This is a genomic window from Campylobacter sp. LR264d (genome assembly GCF_008633895.1).
In the GTDB taxonomy this organism is placed as follows: domain Bacteria; phylum Campylobacterota; class Campylobacteria; order Campylobacterales; family Campylobacteraceae; genus Campylobacter_D.
Map to the genome: position 1 here is coordinate 62,018 of NZ_VJNT01000010.1, position 18,709 is coordinate 80,726.

The following is an 18,709-nucleotide window of genomic DNA, read 5'->3' on the forward strand; positions in this document are numbered from 1 at the left end:
AAATTGATATTTTAAAATATAATTATATTTAAAATGGAGCGGGAAACGAGATTCGAACTCGCGACCCCAACCTTGGCAAGGTTATGCTCTACCCCTGAGCTATTCCCGCAAAAAAATATGATTATAATAAATTTTCAAGCCTTTGTCAAGATTTTTTAAAAATAGGGCAATTAAACCTTATCTTTACTAATTTTCCTTACAACTAGGGGTATAAAATTTTCACCTACCAAATTTTGTCCAAGAACGCAAGTTATACAAGGGATAATTAAGGCTTTTTCAAAATTAAAGCTTTGTGGAGTTTTGTTAAAATTAATTTCTTCAAATTTTAAACTATCATCTAAGATTAAAATTTCTTTTAAAATATGCTCATCAAAATCAAATTTAACCTCGTAATCCTTTATCATACCTTGTGCTGAAAAAAGATTTTTATCAATGATAATTAATTTATTTAAAGGAACATCAAAGAGTTTTATTTCCTTATCTTGCCCCTTGCTATCCTTACCGACCTTGCCAGTTTTTAAAAGCCATAAGCCATAATCTTGCATTTTTTAAGCTTTACTAATTTTTTTAATTACTAAGGGTACAAAAACTTGTTCTTCATTTTGAATTTCTTCACCTATATTAGCAGTAATTAGGGGTATAGTTATGGTTTTATCAAGTTTAATTACATTTGGAATTTTACCATTTTTTAGCTCATTTATCTTATTTTCACAACTTTCATCAAGAATAATTAAATCATTTAAAATATTTTCATCAAAAGAAAATGCAATGCCGTATTCTTCTTCATTTCCATCTGTTTCAACCATAAAAACAAATGAATTTGGACCTGAAATACCTATTAAATCAAGAGGTACTTGGTGAAAATTCACCTCTTCATCTTTACTAACGCCTTTTTCTAAAAGCCAAGTGCCGTAGTCTTTTTTCATTTTCTTTCCTTTTGTGAAATTTTAAAAATATTTTAGCAAAAAATTTAAGCAAAAATAAATTTATTGCTCATTTTTTTCATCTAATTTTAAATTATTTTCATCAATATCTAAATTTTCATCATCTATATTAAAAAAATCATCATTTGTTTTATTATTGTTTAATTCTTGTGCGACCTCTGCTGCTAATTTTAATTTTTCATTATCAAAATGCGTATAAATCCTAGAGGTGCTAACACTTGCATGACCTAGGGCTTCTTGGACTAATACAAGGTCTTTTTGTTTTTTATAAAGTAGAGTGGCAAAGGTATGCCTTAACATATGTGCACCATTTTTTTGCTTACGAATTCCAGCACGAAATAAAATTTGTTCAACTATACGGCTGATATAAGCCTGAGTTAGTGGGGTTCCTTTTTTATTAACAAAAAGTAAGGCGTCCTGACTAGCATAGTTAATCTTTACATTTTTTAAAAGTTCTTCTATCAATTCTTTTTTAATCATTACAACGCGGTATTTATTGCCCTTACCACGAATTCTAATGGTATATAAATCATTTTCTTCGTTTATATCTTTCATTCTAATATGCAAGGCCTCGCTTACTCTAATACCTGTAAAAATGATAATTTTAAGTATTAAACGATTTCTAATAGTATTGCTTTTAAAATCGGTAGTTTCAATGGCATTAAGAAATTTACTAAGTTCATCCTCGCTCATAAACTCAGGCAATTTAACGCCTTTATAACCTGCCACACCTGCCCAATTTTTAAGGCTTATATCAAAAACATGTGCCTTTTCATCCTCTTCATTATTTTTATCTAAATAATCAAAAAAATTAATCATGGCTATACGATAATTTTTCTTACTTGCATCAGAAAGCGAACCTGTGATACTTGCAAGGATTTCAATAATCAAATTTTCATCAATTTGCTTTAAAGAATAAAGCCTATAATGACAAAGATATTCATATAATTTTTTTAAGGGGTTAAAATAGGTATTAACGCCGTTTAATCCAGCATTTCTAGCCTTTTTTGTAAGGGCGTCTAGTTCTTCTATATTTTTAACGCCACGATTTAGCATCAAATTTACCTCTCCAAGTGCTTCTGGGTTTTTAAGCTCCTTATTAGATAAAGAACTAAGTTTAAATTTAACATAACGCATTAACCAAAATAAAAGAGATTTTTCAAAATTGTCTTCACAATCAAGTGGATATTTCATTAAAAAATTTTCCTAAGTTTTAAAAATTAGCCTAGAATGGCTTTAAAAAATATTTTGATATTTTAATATTAATTTAGTAAAAAAAAGCTTTTTTTTAAAAATATAATTTTTAAAATTATAATTATATTACTATTATAATAAATATAAAATTAATCTTAATTTATACACATAATAATATGATAAAAGGTAAAATCTAAGTTAAATTTATAATTTTGTATTGAAAACTATAATTTTCAAACTTTTTTTTATTTTCATATATTTCTCCCCCACTAAAAATTTAAGCCTTAATTTATAGGTTTTTGGTAACTTTACCTTTTGTGTGAAAAAAATTTATCCATAAAATTTAGCATATAAAAATGAGTAAATTTATTTGCATTATTTTACAAGCTACTTTAAAATTTTATAAATAAAAAATTAAATTTTATACTATTAAGTCAAATTTTATATTTATATAATTATCAAAAAATACTAAAATTGATAAAATTTAGGCTTATAAATTTCACCCTATTTTTTAAATTTTTTACTTAATTTTGCAAAATTTTTAAAAAGTTAAGTTTTTTTCATTATAATTTGCTTTTTGAATTTAATTTAAAGGAAAGAAATGTTTAAAAAGGCTATACTTTGTTTATGTTCAGCTTTTGTTTTGGGTTTTTGTGAAGATTATATAGTATTAGAAAAGCCCTTTAATAACGCTAAAAATTCAGTTATTGAGATCTTTGCATATAGGTGTGGGCACTGCTACAATCATCATCATTTTGGCACACTTCAAAAGCTTAAAAAATCCCTTCCAAATTTAAGCTTTAATATTTACCCAGTAAGTCTTATGAATGGTAAAATCGCTAGTCAAATGAATGAATTTTTTGCCTATGCCTATCTTAAAGATAAGGAAAATAATACAGATGCTAGTGATAAAAACTCTTTAAGCGAGCAACTTGCAGATGCTTATTTTAGGGCTTATTTTGTTAATAAACAAGAATTTAATGATATTGATGCTTTTGTAAATTTTAGTTTGCAAAGCTTGAAAATTTCAAAGGAAGAACTAAATAAAACCTTGCAAAGTGATAAGGCAAAAAATATTTTAAATGAATATGCTTACGCAAATGAAGTTGCTAGGACCTTTGGGACCCCTGCTTTTGTGGTAAATGGTAAGTATCAAATCAAGCCAGAAGCAGTTATCTCCCTTGAAGCCTTACAAAATTTAATAGAAGAACTTAGCAAAAAAGAATAAAATGCTAAAAAATGCTCTATTTTCAAAGCAAAGACTTATATGGTTTTTGCTTTTTTTATTTTTTTTAATTCCTTTTTTATTATCGCATTTTTTCTTCCAAAAATACCTTTTTATGAGACCTTGCGAACAATGCGTTTATATTCGTTTTGATATTTTAATTTTAATATTTGCTAGTTTTATAATGCTTTTTAAGCCAAATTTTTTAATAAGCTTTATTTGTGCAATTTTAGGCTTTTCTGGCTTAATTTTAGGCTTAAAACATAGTTTTTATTTAACAAAAATTTATAAGGCAATGGATGAGCTAAATCCCTTTGCAGCACTAAGTGGTTGTAAGCAAATACCTGAATTTATCTTTAATCTACCCTTACATGAGTATTTCCCAAGCTTTTTTTTGCCCTTAGCAGAATGTGGAAACGATAGACCATATATAAGCCAAGATACCATATTAAGCTCTTTGCAAGAATTTTTTATAGGAAATGGTGGTATTTATGAAAATGGCTGGTATTTAATCCCAAAGCTTAATCTTATAAATATGCCCCAGTTTTGCCTTATCTTTTTTATGCTATTTCTTATAATATGGATTATATCTTTTTATCTTTATTTTTTAAATATTTTTAAAGTTAAAAAAAGTTCTTAAAATTCTTAAAAAAATGTCACATATTATGATATATATGCTATAATTCTAACTTAATCAATTTTTTATAACAAGGTTATATTTTATGAAAAATTTAAGTATACAAGAAAAAAGAGATTTAGATACTTGCGTCTTTCAAACCCTAGGCAAAAAGGAAAAATGCCAGTTAGCACTTTTTTTTAATGCTTTGTTTTCAAAAATAAAAACCTTATTTAGTAAAAATTAGTCTAAAATATAGCTTTTTACTTCATCTTTAATAAGGCTTAATTGCTTAAAACTTGGAGAATTTGTTAAAATTTGACAATTTTTTTCATTGCTTTTTAAGGCTTTTACAAACATTGCCATTTTTTCATTAATCCTTAAAAAAGAAAGTTCAACACACGCCCTATTTTCCACTAAAAAATAAATATTACCACCTTCTTTTTTATCTAAATTTTCAAGCTTTAAATTATCAAGCTTACTCATTGTTTTTAAATCATTTGTAAAAGTTAAGTGTAGTTTATAATAAAGCATAATATCTTGCATGGCCCTTTGTAAATTTTTAATTTGCAAGTTTATAAATTCGCTATAATCATTTTTATAAAGGTCAAAAAACTCATTTTCTAAATAAGCTTTAAAAGCACTATTCTTGCTTAAATTCTCACAATATTCAAAGATATTTAAAATTCTAACTTCCTTATCATTAAGCAAGATTTCAAGGCATTTTTGATTATCTTTTTTAAGGGTAAGCACCCTACTTTCAACAATGTTTAAATTTTTACTTTCTTTCTTTTCAAAGGCAAAATCATTTAAAATACTATAAATTTCATTTGCCCCTAAAGATAAAATCATAAAAAACAAAAAAAAGATAATTCTCACTTAAAAAGTTCTTTGTGTTCTTTTTTAAGATACTCAAGCATTTCTAAAATTTCATCAACCCCTTCATTTTTTGAATCTTTAAGCACTTCATCTATATTTTCTATATAAATTTCAATTGCATCTTCTAATTTATCCCTTTTTACCCCAAAAACTAAAAGTAAGGCTTCAAGGGTGATGCTTAATTCATATTGTAAATTATCTATAATCTCTTTTAAATTCTCACTCACTTTTTTCTTCCTTTTTTACTTCTTTTGACTTGATTAAATCGATAAATTGAGCCCTTATATAATTGTAATTACTGCTATCCTTAAATCCTGCAAACAGCCCACCACTTGCACTTTTATGCCCTCCTCCTCCTACTAATTTTTTAGCCATTAAACTTACATCAAAATTCCCATTTGCCCTAAAACTTACAGCCTTTCTAGAATTTATATCAACAAAAAAATCATAATCAGGATTTTTAACTAAAAAATCATTGCCTATTATGGAAGTACTGCCTATATTATAGGTTAAAATGCCCTTTTTGCGTTCATAATAAATTCTAAACCTTTCTTTTTCTTTGCTTAGAATTTCAACCACAAAGCAAGATATTAAATTTGCTAAAGTATCATCATTTAAAGAAGAAAAATAATCTTTTTTTATAAAATAAATGGCATTATCCAGTGCTATATTTGCATTTTCTTTATGTATAAATTTACAAGCATTTTTAAGTAAAAAGAAAAAATAATTAATGCTTTCGTTTTTAAACATAACCCGATTAATCTCCTTTGCATTTGCGATTAAATTTAAAAAAACCTTACCTAGTTCAAAGTATTTATCTTCTTTAAGCCAAATATCAACAGCATTTACAACCCTTGCAAATTCGCTAAGTTCTTCATTTTCTACGCAAATTTTAGAAAAAAAATCATATACAATTTTAGTAGCACAACGAGTAGAATCTAAAAAATACCAATCAAATTTTTGCATACATTCAAGCCCACTTTGATGATGGTCAAGCAATAAAATTTTTATATTTTTTTCATTGCAAATTTTATCAAATTCCTCGCATTGATTAAGGGTTAAATTTAAATCAGTAATTAAGATTAAAGCCTTTTTTTCTTCATCGTTTTTAATATCTTCTAAAATGATATTAAAATTTTCATTTATTTCTTTTCCATAATTTGAATTATAAAATCTTAAATTTTTAAAATAAAAATTTGTAATATATTGACAAGAATAACCATCTAAATCCGTATGTGATAAGTGATAAATTTTCATTTTTTTCCTTTTTTAAAATTCTATCTTAATAATTCCTTCTGTGTTAAAATTCGTATTTTCAGCCACTTCAGCAAAGCTAATAACCACGATATTAAGATTAAAATTAAAACAAAGATTAGAAAAGAATTTTCTAAGTTGTGGATCAACACATAAAATAAAAGGCTTAATCCGACCATTTGCAACTGCAGCATATTCTTGCTTTAAGGTTTCAACAATAACGCCAGTTTGGGCCACACTTAAAGGCAAATGATAAACACCATCTTTAAATTGTATATTTTGCATTAAAACGCTAGAAATTCCAGAATCAAGCATAAAGATATCTAAAATTCCCTTATCATTTAAATACATATTTGTAATAGTCCTTGCTAACGATGCCCTTACATGTTCTATAATGGTATCAAAGCTTTTACTTACTTCTGCAACGTCTTGCACTGATTCTAAGATAGTTAGCATATCCTTAATAGGAATTTTATGTTTTAACAAGTCTTTGAGCACCTTTTGTATCATTCCAAGAGAAGTAGCCCCCACTGCCCCATCAACTATGATAGGATAATCAGCCTTAACCTTTTCAAGTAAATTCTGCACCTCTTGTCTAGTTAAAAGCTCATAAGCATGGGCCTTTATAAGCTCACTCATATGAGTAGCTATTACACTGGCTGGTTCTATAACTATATAACCATTTAAGGTAGCCTCGTCTCTTAAATTTGCATCAATCCAAAGTGCATCCGTACCAAAAGCAGGTTCTTTTGTAGCAATGCCTTCAATTTCTTCTGTAATAAAACCACTATCCATAGCCAAATATTTATCAGGGTAAATTTCAACAAGGGCTAGAGAATTTCCCTTGAATTTAAAGTTGTACTCATTTGGCTTTAAATTTAAATTATCTCTAATTCTAATCTTAGGCATTAAAAAACCAAGGCTTTCGGCTATATTTCTACGCATAGAACGAATTCTTTCAGTAAGTTCGCTTTCTGCTAGTTTAATCAAGCCATAACCTAATTCAAGTTCTAAAATTTCAACCTTTAAGATATCATTGATTTTATGTTCTTCTTCTTTTATGATTTCTTCTTCACTTTTCTTATGGGCTTGTAAGGTTTGTCCTGCAGTAGCCTCGCTACCCTTTTGAGCTGCAGGTTTTGCCTTTTTAGTAATTGATATGTCAATATTTCCTTCTTGAACTTGTTTTGTAAGATAGCCAAGGCTTAAAAATACCAATGCCATAAAGCCTAAAGAATAATGAGGAAGTCCAGGTACAAGGGCAAAGATAAATAAAATAAAGCCTACTATTAAAAGGGTTCTATACTCATTTAAAAGCTGTTTTAATGAACCTTCTGCAAAGTTATCCTCATCCTTACTAGCACGGGTAATTATAATAGCAGTAGCAGTTGAAGTTACGAGTCCAGGAATTTGAGAAACTAGCCCATCACCTATGGTTAATTTTGTAAAGACCTCTGCTGCATCGCTTAAACTCATATCGTGTTGAAAAGATCCTATTAAAAAGCCACCTATTAAATTTATGATTGTTATGATAATCCCAGCAACTGCATCACCCTTTATAAATTTACTAGAACCATCCATTGCCCCGTAAAAATTTGCCTCAGCTATTATTTCTTGTCTTCTAGCACGGGCAGTATTTTCATCAATCAAACCTGCGTTTAAATCAGCATCAATCGCCATTTGCTTACCTGGCATAGCATCAAGCGTAAATCTTGCTTGCACTTCACTTACACGAGTTGAACCCTTTGTAACTACCATAAAATTTATTAAAACTAAGATAGAAAAAATGATAATACCTATAACATAACTTCCACCAACTACGAAATTCCCAAAGGCCGCTATAATCTCACTAACTGCTTCTGGTCCATTCTGACCTTCGCTCAAAATCATACGAGTAGTTGCGATATTTAATGATAATCTAAATAAGGTTATAATCAAAATAAGCGTTGGAAAGGTAGTAAGGTCGGTTGGCTTTGGTATATAAATTGAAATTAAAATAATCAACACAGACAAAGAAATAGAAAGTGCTAAGAAAAAATCAAGTAAGGCACTAGGTAAAGGGACTATTATAATAGCTAAAATACAAACTAAAAAACCTACTATAGTAAGGCTTTTTGCCTTTACAATAGGGGCTATTAAAGGTCCTAAAAATGGGAAAACTAAATCAACTATTTTATTTTTTGCCATTATTTATAATATCTGCTAAAGAAATAGAAAGTAAAAATTCATCAATCTTGTGTTGTAAATTCACTAACATAGACAATAAGCCACAATCACCTTTTTGATTAGGGCAAATTCCACTGCTACATTCAAACACATTTACCTCCTTTTTTTCAGCTACATTTATAATTTCCTTTAAAGTATATTCTTTTGGGTCCTTAATGAGTATAAAACCACCCTTTGCACCCTTGAAAGATTTTAATAAACCATTTTTTGCCAAATTTTGCAAAATCTTAGCTAAAAAACTCTTAGGAATATCAAGTTCAATAGCCATTGTATCGACATCTTGTGGTGTTTCTTTTTGTGCAATATAAATCAAAGAAAGTAAAGCATATTCGCTAGCCTTGGTAAAAAGCACGAAAAACTCCTTAAAAAAATAAATAAAGTATGGCTAATTATAATAAATTAATCTTATAAAATCATTTAAAATTGTGTAATTTCAGCTTTTTTTTTGTTTTTCTGGGTTATAATCGCAGTTTTAAATTCACCAATCAGGAGGTCTAAAATGGCTTTGGATTCGGCTAAAAAAGCAGAAATTGTTGCGAAATTCGCTAGAAAACCTGGAGATACAGGTTCAACTGAGGTTCAAGTAGCACTATTAAGTACTAGAATTTCAGAACTTACTGAACATTTAAAAATTTACAAAAAAGATTTTTCATCAAGACTTGGGCTTTTAAAGCTTGTAGGTCGTAGAAAAAGACTTTTAGCATATCTTAAAAGAAAGAATTATACAAGCTATAGCAAACTTATTAATGAATTAAATCTTAGAGATAAATAAGCCCTATTCTAGGGCTTAGCTTAATCCAAATTTTTCTTACAAAGGATTAGCATGAATGAAGAACAGGAAAAAAAAGACGAATTTTTTATACCTGAAAAAGAATTTTTTATAAATGTTGTAAATAATATACCAAAGGGATACGAACTTAACCAAGATAAAAAGGCTAATTTCTTACATGGACTTTTAAAAGATGATTTTAAATGCTATATAAACATATATAAAGAATATGTCTTTGAATTTTTTAATATAAGAATTCAAGCCTCTCTTTTTAAAGGAAGTGATAATAAGGGCAAGGTTTATTATTTTAGTAGGAAAATGGATTGTAAAAATATGGACCAAAGCGAAATTTCAAACTATAAAAATATAGAAAATGCAAGAATTTCTCAACATTTAAGAAATTCATTTACACTTACAATTAATGATGAAAATTGTTATGATAACCCTGATATTAAGGTAGTTTTTGGAGAAAGTGGATTTTTATTTTTAAACAATTTTGTAAATATTGATGCAGATTCTAAAAACGAACAAAATGAAAAATTTGAAAATACCTTGATTCTTTATGCCCTTTATATAGCTTATATGGAAAAAATTGATGAGTTTTTACAAAATACCTCTACTCTTTATTTTGACAAAAAACATAAAAATGCAAGTGATATTAGAAAACAAATTTATATCTTTGGCTTAAAGCACTTTTTTACAAATCCAGTAAAACACAGCAGACAACAACTTCATGTACTTTGGAATATAATAGAAGAGTATTATAAAATAGGCAATAAATACGCAGAGATAAAGGCACAAGCAGAAGATATTATAGATATTATTGAAATTGAGCAAAAAGAATATGATGATAATAAACAAAGAAAAAGGGACAATAGAATAAATTTAATCGCCTTTATTATAACCCTAGCAGGTGCTATAAGTATAGTTAAAGATACTATTGATTTGTTCAAGGGTGGTTGATTTTTTTTAAATAACTTAAAATATTTTTGTATAATATTTAAAATTTGATTGCAAAAATTTATAAAACTATGAAAGATAAATTTTTAAGAACTTAAATTTTAATCTTTACTAGCTAAAAAATCCAGTGCTATAACGCAGTGAGTTTTCATTAAAAGTTTTAAATTTTCATCGTCCCAGCAAAAATTTGAACTATGGTGTAAGATAGGATTATTAATATCCTTAGCAATGCCTACAAAGATATAAGCCCCTGGTCTTTCTTTCGTTAAAAAAGCAAAATCCTCAGCCCCCATATCAGCTTTAGCTTCTTTTATGATATTTTCATCTTTTATTATCTTTGAAAGTGCCTTTCTTGCAAGTTTTGCCATTTTATCATCATTGATTAAGGGAGGATACTCCCTTACATAATCAAGCTTAAATTCAGCTTCAAATTCCAAGGCAACTGCCTTTGCTATCCTTTCAATATTGCTTTTTAAAAGCTTATGATTTTCTTCATTTAAAAAACGAACCGTGCCTTTTAAAATGGCATTTTGTGGTATAACATTAAAAGTAGTCCCAGCCCTAACGCTACCTATTGTTATAACTCCTGCATCAACAGGCCTTAAACGTCTTGAAATAACACATTGTATATCGTTGATAAATTTAGCAGCCATTATTATGGGGTCCTTTGTAGTATGAGGGTGTGCCCCATGTCCTCCTTGTCCTATAAATTCAAGGGTAAAAATATCCACCCCTGCCATCATTTCTCCACTTACAATTTGAACTTGATTTTCTAGCACACTACCCCACAAGTGACAACCAAAAACTGCATCTACATAAGGATTTTCTAAAATTCCTTCCTTAATCATAGGCAATGCCCCACCACTTCCCTCTTCGGCAGGTTGAAACATAAATTTAATAGTACCACTAAATTCATTTTTTAACTCATTTAAAACAAGCATAGCCCCAACAAGTCCTGCACAATGTCCATCATGCCCACAAGCATGCATTTTACCCTTAATCTTTGAAGAAAAAGGCAAATTTGTTTCTTCTTGCACAGGCAATGCATCCATATCAGCACGAAATAAAACGCATTTTCCAGGGTTCTTTCCATTAATATACGCTAAAATACCCGTTTTTGCAATGTTTTTTTTGTAAGGAATTTTGTATTTATCTAAAATTTTGCAAATTAGCCTGGCAGTATTAAATTCTTCAAATTCAAGCTCAGGTTCCTCGTGAATCCTATGTCTAAGTTCTACAACTTCATCATAATACTTCTGGGCTAATTTTGCCAATTTTTCTTGCAATTTTAATCCATGTTTTGAATTTTTTCGCTAGTATATTTATCTTTCTTCTTTTTGCCATTTTTTAAATTTATACTAGCATTGCCTAAATTTGCTTCCATTTTATGAATTTCTTGTTCGCCACTTAAAACTAAGTCCTCATTCATCACAGAAAAATCGCCTTCTTGCTTATCTTCATAATTAACCCTAGAAAGCATGTGTCTAATGGTATTTAATCTAGCTTTTTTCTTATTATCAGAACGAATTATAGTCCAAGGGCATTCTTCTGTATTTGAAGCAAGTAGCATAGAATATTTTGCTAGTGTGTATTTATCCCATAATTCTTGAGATTTTTGGTCAACTGGTGAAAGTTTGTATTGTTTAAGTGGGTCTTTGCGACGTTTATCAAATCTCTTTTTTTGTTCGGCCTGTGAAACTGAAAAATAGAATTTAAAAACGATAATTCCACTATTAACTAGCATATTTTCAAAAAGTGGCACCTCTCTTAAAAAATCCTTGTGTTGTTGAGGAGTACAAAAGCCCATTACAGGTTCAACTCCACCTCTATTATACCAAGACCTATCGAAGATAACTATTTCACCAGCTGATGGCAAATGTGCTATATATCTTTGAAAATACCATTGAGTTTTTTCCACATCACTTGGTTTTTCAAGGGCTACTGTGCGACAACCCCTAGGATTTAAATGTTCAATTATTCTTTTAATCGTCCCGCCCTTTCCTGCAGCGTCGCGACCTTCCATTATTAAAAGCACCTTTAAGCCTTGTGCTTTTACATAGTTTTGAAATTTTAAAAGTTCAATTTGAAGCAATCTTAAATTATTCTCATACTTAATAGTGCTTTTTTTCTTTTTTATAGTGACATATTTTTTATTGTCTTTTTCATTTTCTTTTTTTTCATTCTCTTCTTTTTCATCCTTTAAATCATCTTTAAGTTCTTTAAATTGTTCTTCTTCTCTTTCTAAAAGCTCTTCGCTCATCGCCAACTCCTTAAAATTTTAAATAACGATTTAAAATTTACCATAATTAACTATAATTAAAGCTGAAAAATTTATAAAATTTTATTAATATTTATTTAGGATTTACAATGCGTTTTATTTTTATCTTGTTTTCTTTTATTTGCTTAGCCTTTTCTAATAATATTTTAACTTTAGAACAAGCCTTTAAAATCGAAAATAACACCACTAAAGAAGGTATTAAAATAAATTTAATACTTGGAGAAAATATCTATCTTTATGATGATAAAATCAAAATTTTATTAAACGATAAGGATATAACTTCTCTTTTAAATTTAAAAAAACCCGTTAAAAAAGGCGAAGAATATGTTCATTATAATGACTTAAATGTAACTCTTTCTAATGAATTGTTACAAAATTACACGGAAAAAGAAAATATTTTAAAATTTAGCTTTCAAGGTTGTTCAACAGCCGGGCTTTGTTATCAGCCTCAAACTAGGCTTTTTAATATAGTTAAAAACAATGAATTTTACGAATTTTCTAGCTTACAAGCACCTATTAAAAAAGAAAATAATCAAAATAGCGAAAATTCAATAGCTTCTTTTTTAGCAAATTCTAATATTTTTGTGATTTTATTAAGCTTTTATGGCTATGGTTTGCTTTTGTCCCTAACTCCTTGTGTTTTACCTATGATTCCTATTTTATCATCATTTATCATAGCACAAAGTGGACTTTCAAAAAAATATAGCTTTTTCTTAGCCTTTATTTATGTGTTTTTTATGTCCTTAGCCTATGCACTGGCTGGAATTTTAGCAAGTTTTTTAGGCACAAGCGTACAAGTCTTTTTGCAAAAGCCAAACGTTTTGATAATCTTTGCCCTGCTCTTTGTATTTTTTGCCTTTGCTATGTTTGATATAGTTAAATTTGAACTTCCTTTAAGATTTCAAAGCTTTATTTATAACACAAGCAATAAGAAAAAAGGCATTTTTGGCATAGCCTTAATGGGCTTTTTATCAGCCCTTATAGTAGGTCCTTGCATAGCCCCACCTCTTGCAGGTGCCCTACTTTACATAGCAAATTCAAATGATATTTTAATAGGTGGTCTTAGCTTATTTATAATGAGTTTTGGCATGGGAACCCCACTTTTATTTATAGGCTTTGGCATAGGCTTTTTAAGACCAGGTCCTTGGATGATAAAAATTAAAATTTTCTTTGGTTTTATTATGCTAGGGCTTAGTATTTGGATACTTTCACGCATTATTGATACAAGATTTATTTTAATAATGTTTGGAATTTTGGGCGTGTTTTTTGTGGTATTTATGGGGTTGTTTGAGAAAAATGAAAGTGCTTTTGAAAAGATCAAAAAAAGCGTTTTAATACTTATTTTAAGCTATTCTTTAAGTATATTTTTAGCAGGAATTTTTGGGGCAAAAAGCTTTTTAAGACCATTTGAATTTAATAATACTCAAAATTCAAGCTTAAATTTTAATTATCTTTCAAATTTAAATGATATAAAGGAATTAATTGCAAAAGAAGAGCTTTTAATGCTTGATTTTACGGCTAAGTGGTGTGAAAATTGTAAGCTTTTGGATGAGTTTACTTTTAAGGATGAAAGAGTAAAAAATATTTTAAATTCTTATAAGCTTGTAAAGATTGATATTACACAAAGTAGCGAAAAAAATTTAAGATTAATGAAAGAATTTAATGTCTTTGCACCCCCTGTTATACTCTTTTTTAATAAGGGCGTTGAAAACACAAGAATCACAGGTTTTATAAGTGCAAATGAACTTTTAAATATTTTAGATAAGGAAAAATAATGGCTAGACAAACTTGGAGCAATACCCTAACATATATCTTAACCGTGGCTGGTGCTACTATTGGCTTTGGAGCTACTTGGCGTTTTCCTTATTTGGTGGGTGAAAATGGAGGTGGGGCATATGTACTTGTCTTTTGTATAGCCATGATAATAATAGGAATTCCTGTTATCTTAGTTGAAAATGTTATAGGGCGAAGTTCATTAAAAAATAGCGTTGATAGCTTTAAGCCAAAATGGCAAGGCATAGGCTATATGGGTTTGCTTGGTAGCTTTGGGATAATGGCTTATTATATGGTCTTAGGTGGTTTTGTCTTAGTTTATATTTTTTCTTTATTAATAGGCAAATTTAATCTAAATAGCCCTATAAATGAAGCCTTTACTCAAGAATTTTATACGCAAAATATCGCCTTTAATCCCCTTGGAGTTGGGATTTTTACTAGCATTTTTGTTTTAATTAATTATATAATTTTAAGAAAGGGCATAATTGATGGCATTGAAAAATCGGTTAAATTTTTAATGCCTGGGCTTTTTATCTGCCTTTTAATTGTAATTTTTAGAAATTTAAGCTTGGACGGGGCTTTTAAGGGGATTGAATTTTATTTAAAACCTGATTTATCAAAGATTATAAATTTTAATGCAAGTTCAATAAGCGATATGTTTAATACTAAGCTTTTTATAGATGTCTTAGGGCAAGTATTTTTTGCTCTTTCTCTTGGCTTTGGCGTTATGATAACCCTTTCATCTCACCTTAAAAAAAATGAAAATATGATTAAAACGGCAATTTATACAGGGATTTTAAATACCTTAATAGCAGTTTTGGCAGGTTTTATGATTTTCCCTGTTTTATTTAGTGCAAATTTAACGCCCGATAAGGGTCCATCTCTAGTCTTTGAAACCTTGCCGATAGCCTTTTCTTATGTGCCTTTTGGAAGTATAGTTTGTGCTATATTTTTCACACTTTTATTAATAGCAGCCCTTACTACTAGTTTGCCTATTTATCAAGTAATAATTAGCGTTTTAGAAGAAAAATTTAAGCTTAGTAAAAAAACAGCCATTAATCTAACTTTGGGCTTAATTTTCATCTTAGGAAACTTACCTTGCATACTTTGCTATGGACCTTGGCGTGATATAACTATAATCAAAGATAAAAATATCTTTGATAGCTTTGATTTTGTGAGCGGCAATATCTTATTTATCTTAACTGCCTTTTTATGCTGCATTTATCTTGGCTTTGTAATGGGTAAAGAACAAAGCTTAAAAGAGCTTTCAAACAATGGCAAAATAAAAACAATCTGGTTAAATATATGGTTTTATTATGTTAAATTTATACTACCCTTTGTTATAGCCTTGATTTTTTATTTTGGGGTTTTTAATTAATTTCTCAAATTTTGATAAAACACTTTATTAGTTATTTTAATGTATTTTAATAGCTTAATTTATGATTTATTGAAATTTTTCTCAAAAAATGATACAAATTCGCGAGGACATTTTCAAATTTGTATCAAATATTGAAACAAATTTGCATACTCTTTTTTTAAATTTGTGTCAAATCTTGGGAAAAATTCAAAATTTTAAATTTTTATCAAAATTTTGATAAAAATTTACATATTATACTTTAATTTTGTATCAAACTTTGAAAAAAATTTTATTTTAGCTTTTTAATGAATTTTTGAGTGGAGTATTTATTGAAAAGATAAAGTGCCTTAATGCCTTTTAAAAACACACTAAAACCATCTTTTTTAGACTTTCTTGCATGATTTATCATTTCGCCAAGTATTATATAAATGCTAAAATCATCATCCTTTATCTGCTTTAATCTTTCTATCCTTTCTAAATCCTTACTTTCATCTTTTATTAATTTATTAATAGAAAAAATCCTAAATTTTTTAATCAAATTTAAGCTTTCAAAGCCAAGAGAAGCTAGTATTAAATAATACTTAATGCTTTCTTTTTCCTTTAAAAGCTCATTTTTAAAAGCTGGAGTTTGTTCTACCATTTGCCACCAATAATCATTGATATTATTACCCTTTATATCTATAAAAGATTTTAAAAATTTCCAAGGTTTTTCCCCATAATGAAAAATTTTAATATCCTTTATGCTTTGCATAAATTCAGCCCTTGTATATTGCAAACGATTTTGGCTTTCATCCTTGCATATTGTAAAAGCAAGGGCTATAACCATAAAATCCCAAGAAAAACTTAAATTTAAGATTTTATCACTAGCAATTGCTGCATTTAACAAATTTTGATCAGCCGTCTTTGAACTTATCATATTTTTAGCTATTTGAATACATTTTTCTTCAATATTAAATTTTTTATACTCGTCTACATTTATAAATAAAAAGCCAGAATTAAAATAATTTTTATCAAAGATATAATTATTTACCTTGCCATTTTCCATAAAGCACATAGTTCTTTTTTTAGAACCACAATCATTAACAGCAGCTACTATATAATTTTTTAAATCAATAGCAAATAACTCTCTTAAATCACAAAAAACAAGCATATCAACATCTAGGTAAAGAACCTTACTTACATTTTTATCCACAAAGGACATAGCCTTTAACCTATAATAAGGCAAATAATTCTCCCTAGCCGCCCCTGTCTTTTTAAAGCCTTTAAATTCATTATCGTCTATTAGGTGAATGCGAACTTCACAAGGATAAAGAGCGTTTAAATTTTGACAGGTTAAAAGCAATTTATCCCTGGTTTCATCGCTTATAAAATTTGTTAAAATGTGAAAAATATAACCTTCTTTTTTGTCTTCATCGCTTAAAATTTCAAAATTTACATTTTCATAAGAACTTAAAAAACTATCCTTGTTAGCTTTAAAAGCTGGTTTTTCGCAAAATTCTTTAAAGCTTTTTTTACTATCTGTATTTTTAACTATGCTAGTTATTAAAACAGCTAGGTATTTTATGTAATTTTCATCTGCATTAAAAAATATATTCATCATTTGTTTAAGCCTAACATTCTTTTAAAAGCCTTTCTAGGTTGTCTAAATGGATACATAAAATTCTTTACCCATAAAGGCTTTGTTTTGGCATATTTTTTACGAAGTTTAGCATGTAAGGCTTTATCAGTTTCAATCATAGGTTTAAAACCTAGCTTTAATACCTCTCTCATAACTTCATCAAATCTATCCACATTGCTTTTAAGCGATGAAATACCTTTTTTTCCATAAATTTGACCTAGTTTTCTATCTGTACCCCACATAGCTTTTTCGTTTTTTGGGTGTGGTGGAACAAAAATTTTTATACCTTTTTTTTGTAAGGAAAGCGACCAGCCCATATTTTCACCTGCAAGTTTATATTTTTGCAAACTTATAGTATCTGTAAAAAAATCATCAAGCCATTCTTTTTTAAAAAACCAAGAATGACCCACATAATCAACCTCCACGCTTTCTTCATTTGGAGTAGCACAGCCTATTCTAAACATGCCATTGTGTACATGGTGGTCCTCAGGCACATTTAAAATAGTCCCACAGGCACCATAACAACCCTCTTTTTTTTGCATTTGAACAAAACAATTTGCTAAAAAATCACACCCTGGTATAATATCGTCATCAAAAACGCAAACAAATTTTGAGTTTGCTTTTCTTTTAGCAAAATCAAATCTAGCCCAAACACCTTTATTTTCCTTTGAAATTTCTATTAAATCAAATTCATTTTTTATATCTTTTGGAATTTCAATACCTTCAAATACGCCATCTTGATATAAGATAATCTCTTTTGGCTTTAAGCTTTGTGCTTGTATGGCTTTTAATTGATTTGTTAGGGCATGTGGTCTTTTATAAAGATTTAAAACAACGGATATATCGGTATTTTCATATTCTTGCTTACAAGGCATAGAAACAACATTGGGTAATTTTTTAATAACTTTTCTTTTTAAATATGTTCTATTTGTTTTTTCATAATATGCACTTGAAAGGGCTAAGCCAAAATCTATATATCTATTATTAGGATTTGATAAAAAAAGTCTATAAATTATCAATTCAGCTAAAGGTCCTGCTGATATAACAAAAAGTAAATTTTCTTTATTTCCAAAATCATTTTTTATATTTTCTATCATTTTGTCAAATTCATTTTTATAAAAATCATCTAAATCATCGCTTATTTCATAATGTTTTAATATATTTAAATTTCCTATTTTTTTGCCCTTTGCTCTATAATTTGCTATTAACACTACATCTTCTTCTATTTTTTCAAAATATTTTTTAAAATATTGATAATTTTTATTTACAAAAAGTTCTGCAAAAGTAATATTTTTTGATTTTATGTGCATGTTAAAATAAAAATTTAAGACACTAGTAAAGGGTGTAAGGGTGCTAGGTATTCCATAAAGAATTTTTTCATCTTCTAATTTTAAGCTTTCAAATAATTCTTTTCTAAAATTTGAATCGTTTATAGGATTTTTTTCAAAAATATGATGTTCTTCATTTAAAAATCGTTTTTCTCCATCGCCATAACGCAAAAAACTAAAATTTTCTTTATTATAAATTTTTTCAAAAATTCTATTAAATTCTTTATCTGAATAAAGCATATTTTCCACTAAAATCCTTATTTTAAATTTAATTATTCTTGTATAATT

Annotated in this window: 18 protein-coding genes, 1 tRNA gene and 1 pseudogene; 7 read left to right on the top strand and 13 right to left on the bottom strand. The window is 28.2% G+C overall.

Annotated elements, in window-relative coordinates; translation table 11 throughout:
- Positions 1-34: 34 nt before the first annotated feature.
- The 4 genes and pseudogenes from FMM56_RS02110 to FMM56_RS02125 all read right to left on the bottom strand — a co-directional run.
- Positions 35-109 (bottom strand) — tRNA-Gly (locus FMM56_RS02110).
- 61 nt (positions 110-170) lie between these two features.
- Positions 171-545, bottom strand: coding sequence for a hypothetical protein (locus tag FMM56_RS02115; protein ID WP_150139707.1), 375 nt, complete (start codon positions 543-545; stop codon positions 171-173).
- Between the two features lie 3 nt (positions 546-548).
- A complete protein-coding gene (locus FMM56_RS02120; protein ID WP_150139705.1) occupies positions 549-926 on the bottom strand; it encodes a hypothetical protein in 378 nt (125 codons plus the stop codon).
- 150 nt (positions 927-1,076) lie between these two features.
- Positions 1,077-2,138, bottom strand: a pseudogene (locus tag FMM56_RS02125) (tyrosine-type recombinase/integrase); the annotation flags it as partial.
- A gap of 601 nt (positions 2,139-2,739) precedes the next feature.
- Between FMM56_RS02125 and FMM56_RS02130 the strand changes: the two are divergent.
- From FMM56_RS02130 to FMM56_RS08645, 3 genes are all read left to right on the top strand, one after another.
- Entirely contained in the window at positions 2,740-3,366 is a 627-nt protein-coding gene (locus FMM56_RS02130) for a thiol:disulfide interchange protein DsbA/DsbL (RefSeq protein ID WP_150152138.1), read from the top strand.
- A 1-nt stretch (position 3,367) separates the two neighbouring features.
- Positions 3,368-4,003 carry a disulfide bond formation protein B gene (locus FMM56_RS02135; protein WP_150152135.1) on the top strand — a complete coding sequence of 212 codons (636 nt, stop codon included), beginning with the start codon at positions 3,368-3,370 and terminating at the stop codon, positions 4,001-4,003.
- 82 nt (positions 4,004-4,085) lie between these two features.
- The gene (locus tag FMM56_RS08645; protein ID WP_190317956.1) at positions 4,086-4,226 is read left to right on the top strand and encodes a hypothetical protein; all 141 of its coding nucleotides are present in this window, start codon (positions 4,086-4,088) and stop codon (positions 4,224-4,226) included.
- Here FMM56_RS08645 and FMM56_RS02140 read toward each other — a convergent pair.
- Genes FMM56_RS02140 through FMM56_RS02160 form a run of 5 tightly spaced genes read right to left on the bottom strand, consistent with a single transcriptional unit; the run spans position 4,223 to position 8,690 of the window.
- The gene (locus FMM56_RS02140) at positions 4,223-4,858 is read right to left on the bottom strand and encodes a hypothetical protein (RefSeq protein WP_150140982.1); all 636 of its coding nucleotides are present in this window, start codon (positions 4,856-4,858) and stop codon (positions 4,223-4,225) included. The genes FMM56_RS08645 and FMM56_RS02140 overlap by 4 nt on opposite strands.
- Positions 4,855-5,085, bottom strand: a complete 231-nt coding sequence (locus FMM56_RS02145) for a hypothetical protein (protein WP_150140984.1) — start codon at positions 5,083-5,085, stop codon at positions 4,855-4,857. Before FMM56_RS02145 ends, FMM56_RS02140 begins: the two co-directional genes overlap by 4 nt.
- Complete coding sequence (locus FMM56_RS02150) at positions 5,078-6,115, bottom strand: DHH family phosphoesterase (protein ID WP_150140986.1); 1,038 nt, start codon at positions 6,113-6,115, stop codon at positions 5,078-5,080. Before FMM56_RS02150 ends, FMM56_RS02145 begins: the two co-directional genes overlap by 8 nt.
- A gap of 12 nt (positions 6,116-6,127) precedes the next feature.
- Positions 6,128-8,299, bottom strand: coding sequence for a flagellar biosynthesis protein FlhA (flhA, locus tag FMM56_RS02155; RefSeq protein ID WP_150140988.1), 2,172 nt, complete (start codon positions 8,297-8,299; stop codon positions 6,128-6,130).
- Positions 8,286-8,690: an Rrf2 family transcriptional regulator gene (locus FMM56_RS02160; protein ID WP_150140990.1), complete on the bottom strand. Its 405-nt coding sequence runs from the start codon at positions 8,688-8,690 to the stop codon at positions 8,286-8,288. The genes flhA and FMM56_RS02160 overlap by 14 nt, the downstream gene beginning before the upstream one ends.
- A gap of 147 nt (positions 8,691-8,837) precedes the next feature.
- Here FMM56_RS02160 and rpsO point away from each other — a divergent pair, with 147 nt between their 5' ends.
- Positions 8,838-9,110 carry a 30S ribosomal protein S15 gene (gene rpsO / locus FMM56_RS02165; protein WP_150140992.1) on the top strand — a complete coding sequence of 91 codons (273 nt, stop codon included), beginning with the start codon at positions 8,838-8,840 and terminating at the stop codon, positions 9,108-9,110.
- Positions 9,111-9,161: 51 nt separating this feature from the next.
- Positions 9,162-10,070: a hypothetical protein gene (locus FMM56_RS02170; protein ID WP_150207633.1), complete on the top strand. Its 909-nt coding sequence runs from the start codon at positions 9,162-9,164 to the stop codon at positions 10,068-10,070.
- A 98-nt stretch (positions 10,071-10,168) separates the two neighbouring features.
- On the opposite strand, the gene FMM56_RS02175 is transcribed toward FMM56_RS02170, so the two are convergent.
- A complete protein-coding gene (locus FMM56_RS02175) occupies positions 10,169-11,353 on the bottom strand; it encodes a M20 family metallopeptidase (protein WP_150207635.1) in 1,185 nt (394 codons plus the stop codon).
- Positions 11,354-11,355: 2 nt separating this feature from the next.
- Positions 11,356-12,327 (bottom strand): polyphosphate kinase 2, encoded by a 972-nt coding sequence (gene ppk2 / locus FMM56_RS02180; protein WP_150207637.1) that lies wholly within the window; start codon positions 12,325-12,327, stop codon positions 11,356-11,358.
- A 107-nt stretch (positions 12,328-12,434) separates the two neighbouring features.
- Between ppk2 and dsbD the strand changes: the two genes are divergently transcribed.
- Positions 12,435-14,120, top strand: a complete 1,686-nt coding sequence (dsbD, locus tag FMM56_RS02185) for a protein-disulfide reductase DsbD (protein ID WP_150207639.1) — start codon at positions 12,435-12,437, stop codon at positions 14,118-14,120.
- A complete protein-coding gene (locus tag FMM56_RS02190; RefSeq protein ID WP_150207641.1) occupies positions 14,120-15,496 on the top strand; it encodes a sodium-dependent transporter in 1,377 nt (458 codons plus the stop codon). The genes dsbD and FMM56_RS02190 overlap by 1 nt, the downstream gene beginning before the upstream one ends.
- Positions 15,497-15,764: 268 nt before the next feature.
- Here the strand turns inward: FMM56_RS02190 and FMM56_RS02195 are convergent, their stop codons facing one another.
- Both FMM56_RS02195 and FMM56_RS02200 read right to left on the bottom strand, forming a co-directional pair.
- Positions 15,765-17,075: a glycosyltransferase family 8 protein gene (locus FMM56_RS02195; RefSeq protein WP_150207643.1), complete on the bottom strand. Its 1,311-nt coding sequence runs from the start codon at positions 17,073-17,075 to the stop codon at positions 15,765-15,767.
- On the bottom strand, positions 17,072-18,670 hold the full coding sequence (locus FMM56_RS02200) for a glycosyltransferase family A protein (protein WP_150207645.1): 1,599 nt from the start codon (positions 18,668-18,670) through the stop codon (positions 17,072-17,074). The genes FMM56_RS02195 and FMM56_RS02200 overlap by 4 nt, the downstream gene beginning before the upstream one ends.
- Positions 18,671-18,709 lie beyond the last annotated feature (39 nt).

Excerpts from the sequence above, each read along its gene's own strand:
- dsbD (WP_150207639.1), top strand. The coding sequence starts at position 12,435 with ATGCGTTTTATTTTTATCTTGTTTTCTTTTATTTGCTTAGCCTTTTCT.
- FMM56_RS02130 (WP_150152138.1), top strand. The coding sequence starts at position 2,740 with ATGTTTAAAAAGGCTATACTTTGTTTATGTTCAGCTTTTGTTTTGGGT.
- flhA (WP_150140988.1), bottom strand. The coding sequence starts at position 8,299 with ATGGCAAAAAATAAAATAGTTGATTTAGTTTTCCCATTTTTAGGACCT.
- ppk2 (WP_150207637.1), bottom strand. The coding sequence starts at position 12,327 with ATGAGCGAAGAGCTTTTAGAAAGAGAAGAAGAACAATTTAAAGAACTT.
- FMM56_RS02170 (WP_150207633.1), top strand. The coding sequence starts at position 9,162 with ATGAATGAAGAACAGGAAAAAAAAGACGAATTTTTTATACCTGAAAAA.
- FMM56_RS02150 (WP_150140986.1), bottom strand. The coding sequence starts at position 6,115 with ATGAAAATTTATCACTTATCACATACGGATTTAGATGGTTATTCTTGT.
- FMM56_RS02195 (WP_150207643.1), bottom strand. The coding sequence starts at position 17,075 with ATGATGAATATATTTTTTAATGCAGATGAAAATTACATAAAATACCTA.
- FMM56_RS02120 (WP_150139705.1), bottom strand. The coding sequence starts at position 926 with ATGAAAAAAGACTACGGCACTTGGCTTTTAGAAAAAGGCGTTAGTAAA.
- FMM56_RS02135 (WP_150152135.1), top strand. The coding sequence starts at position 3,368 with ATGCTAAAAAATGCTCTATTTTCAAAGCAAAGACTTATATGGTTTTTG.
- FMM56_RS08645 (WP_190317956.1), top strand. The coding sequence starts at position 4,086 with ATGAAAAATTTAAGTATACAAGAAAAAAGAGATTTAGATACTTGCGTC.
- FMM56_RS02190 (WP_150207641.1), top strand. The coding sequence starts at position 14,120 with ATGGCTAGACAAACTTGGAGCAATACCCTAACATATATCTTAACCGTG.
- rpsO (WP_150140992.1), top strand. The coding sequence starts at position 8,838 with ATGGCTTTGGATTCGGCTAAAAAAGCAGAAATTGTTGCGAAATTCGCT.
- FMM56_RS02115 (WP_150139707.1), bottom strand. The coding sequence starts at position 545 with ATGCAAGATTATGGCTTATGGCTTTTAAAAACTGGCAAGGTCGGTAAG.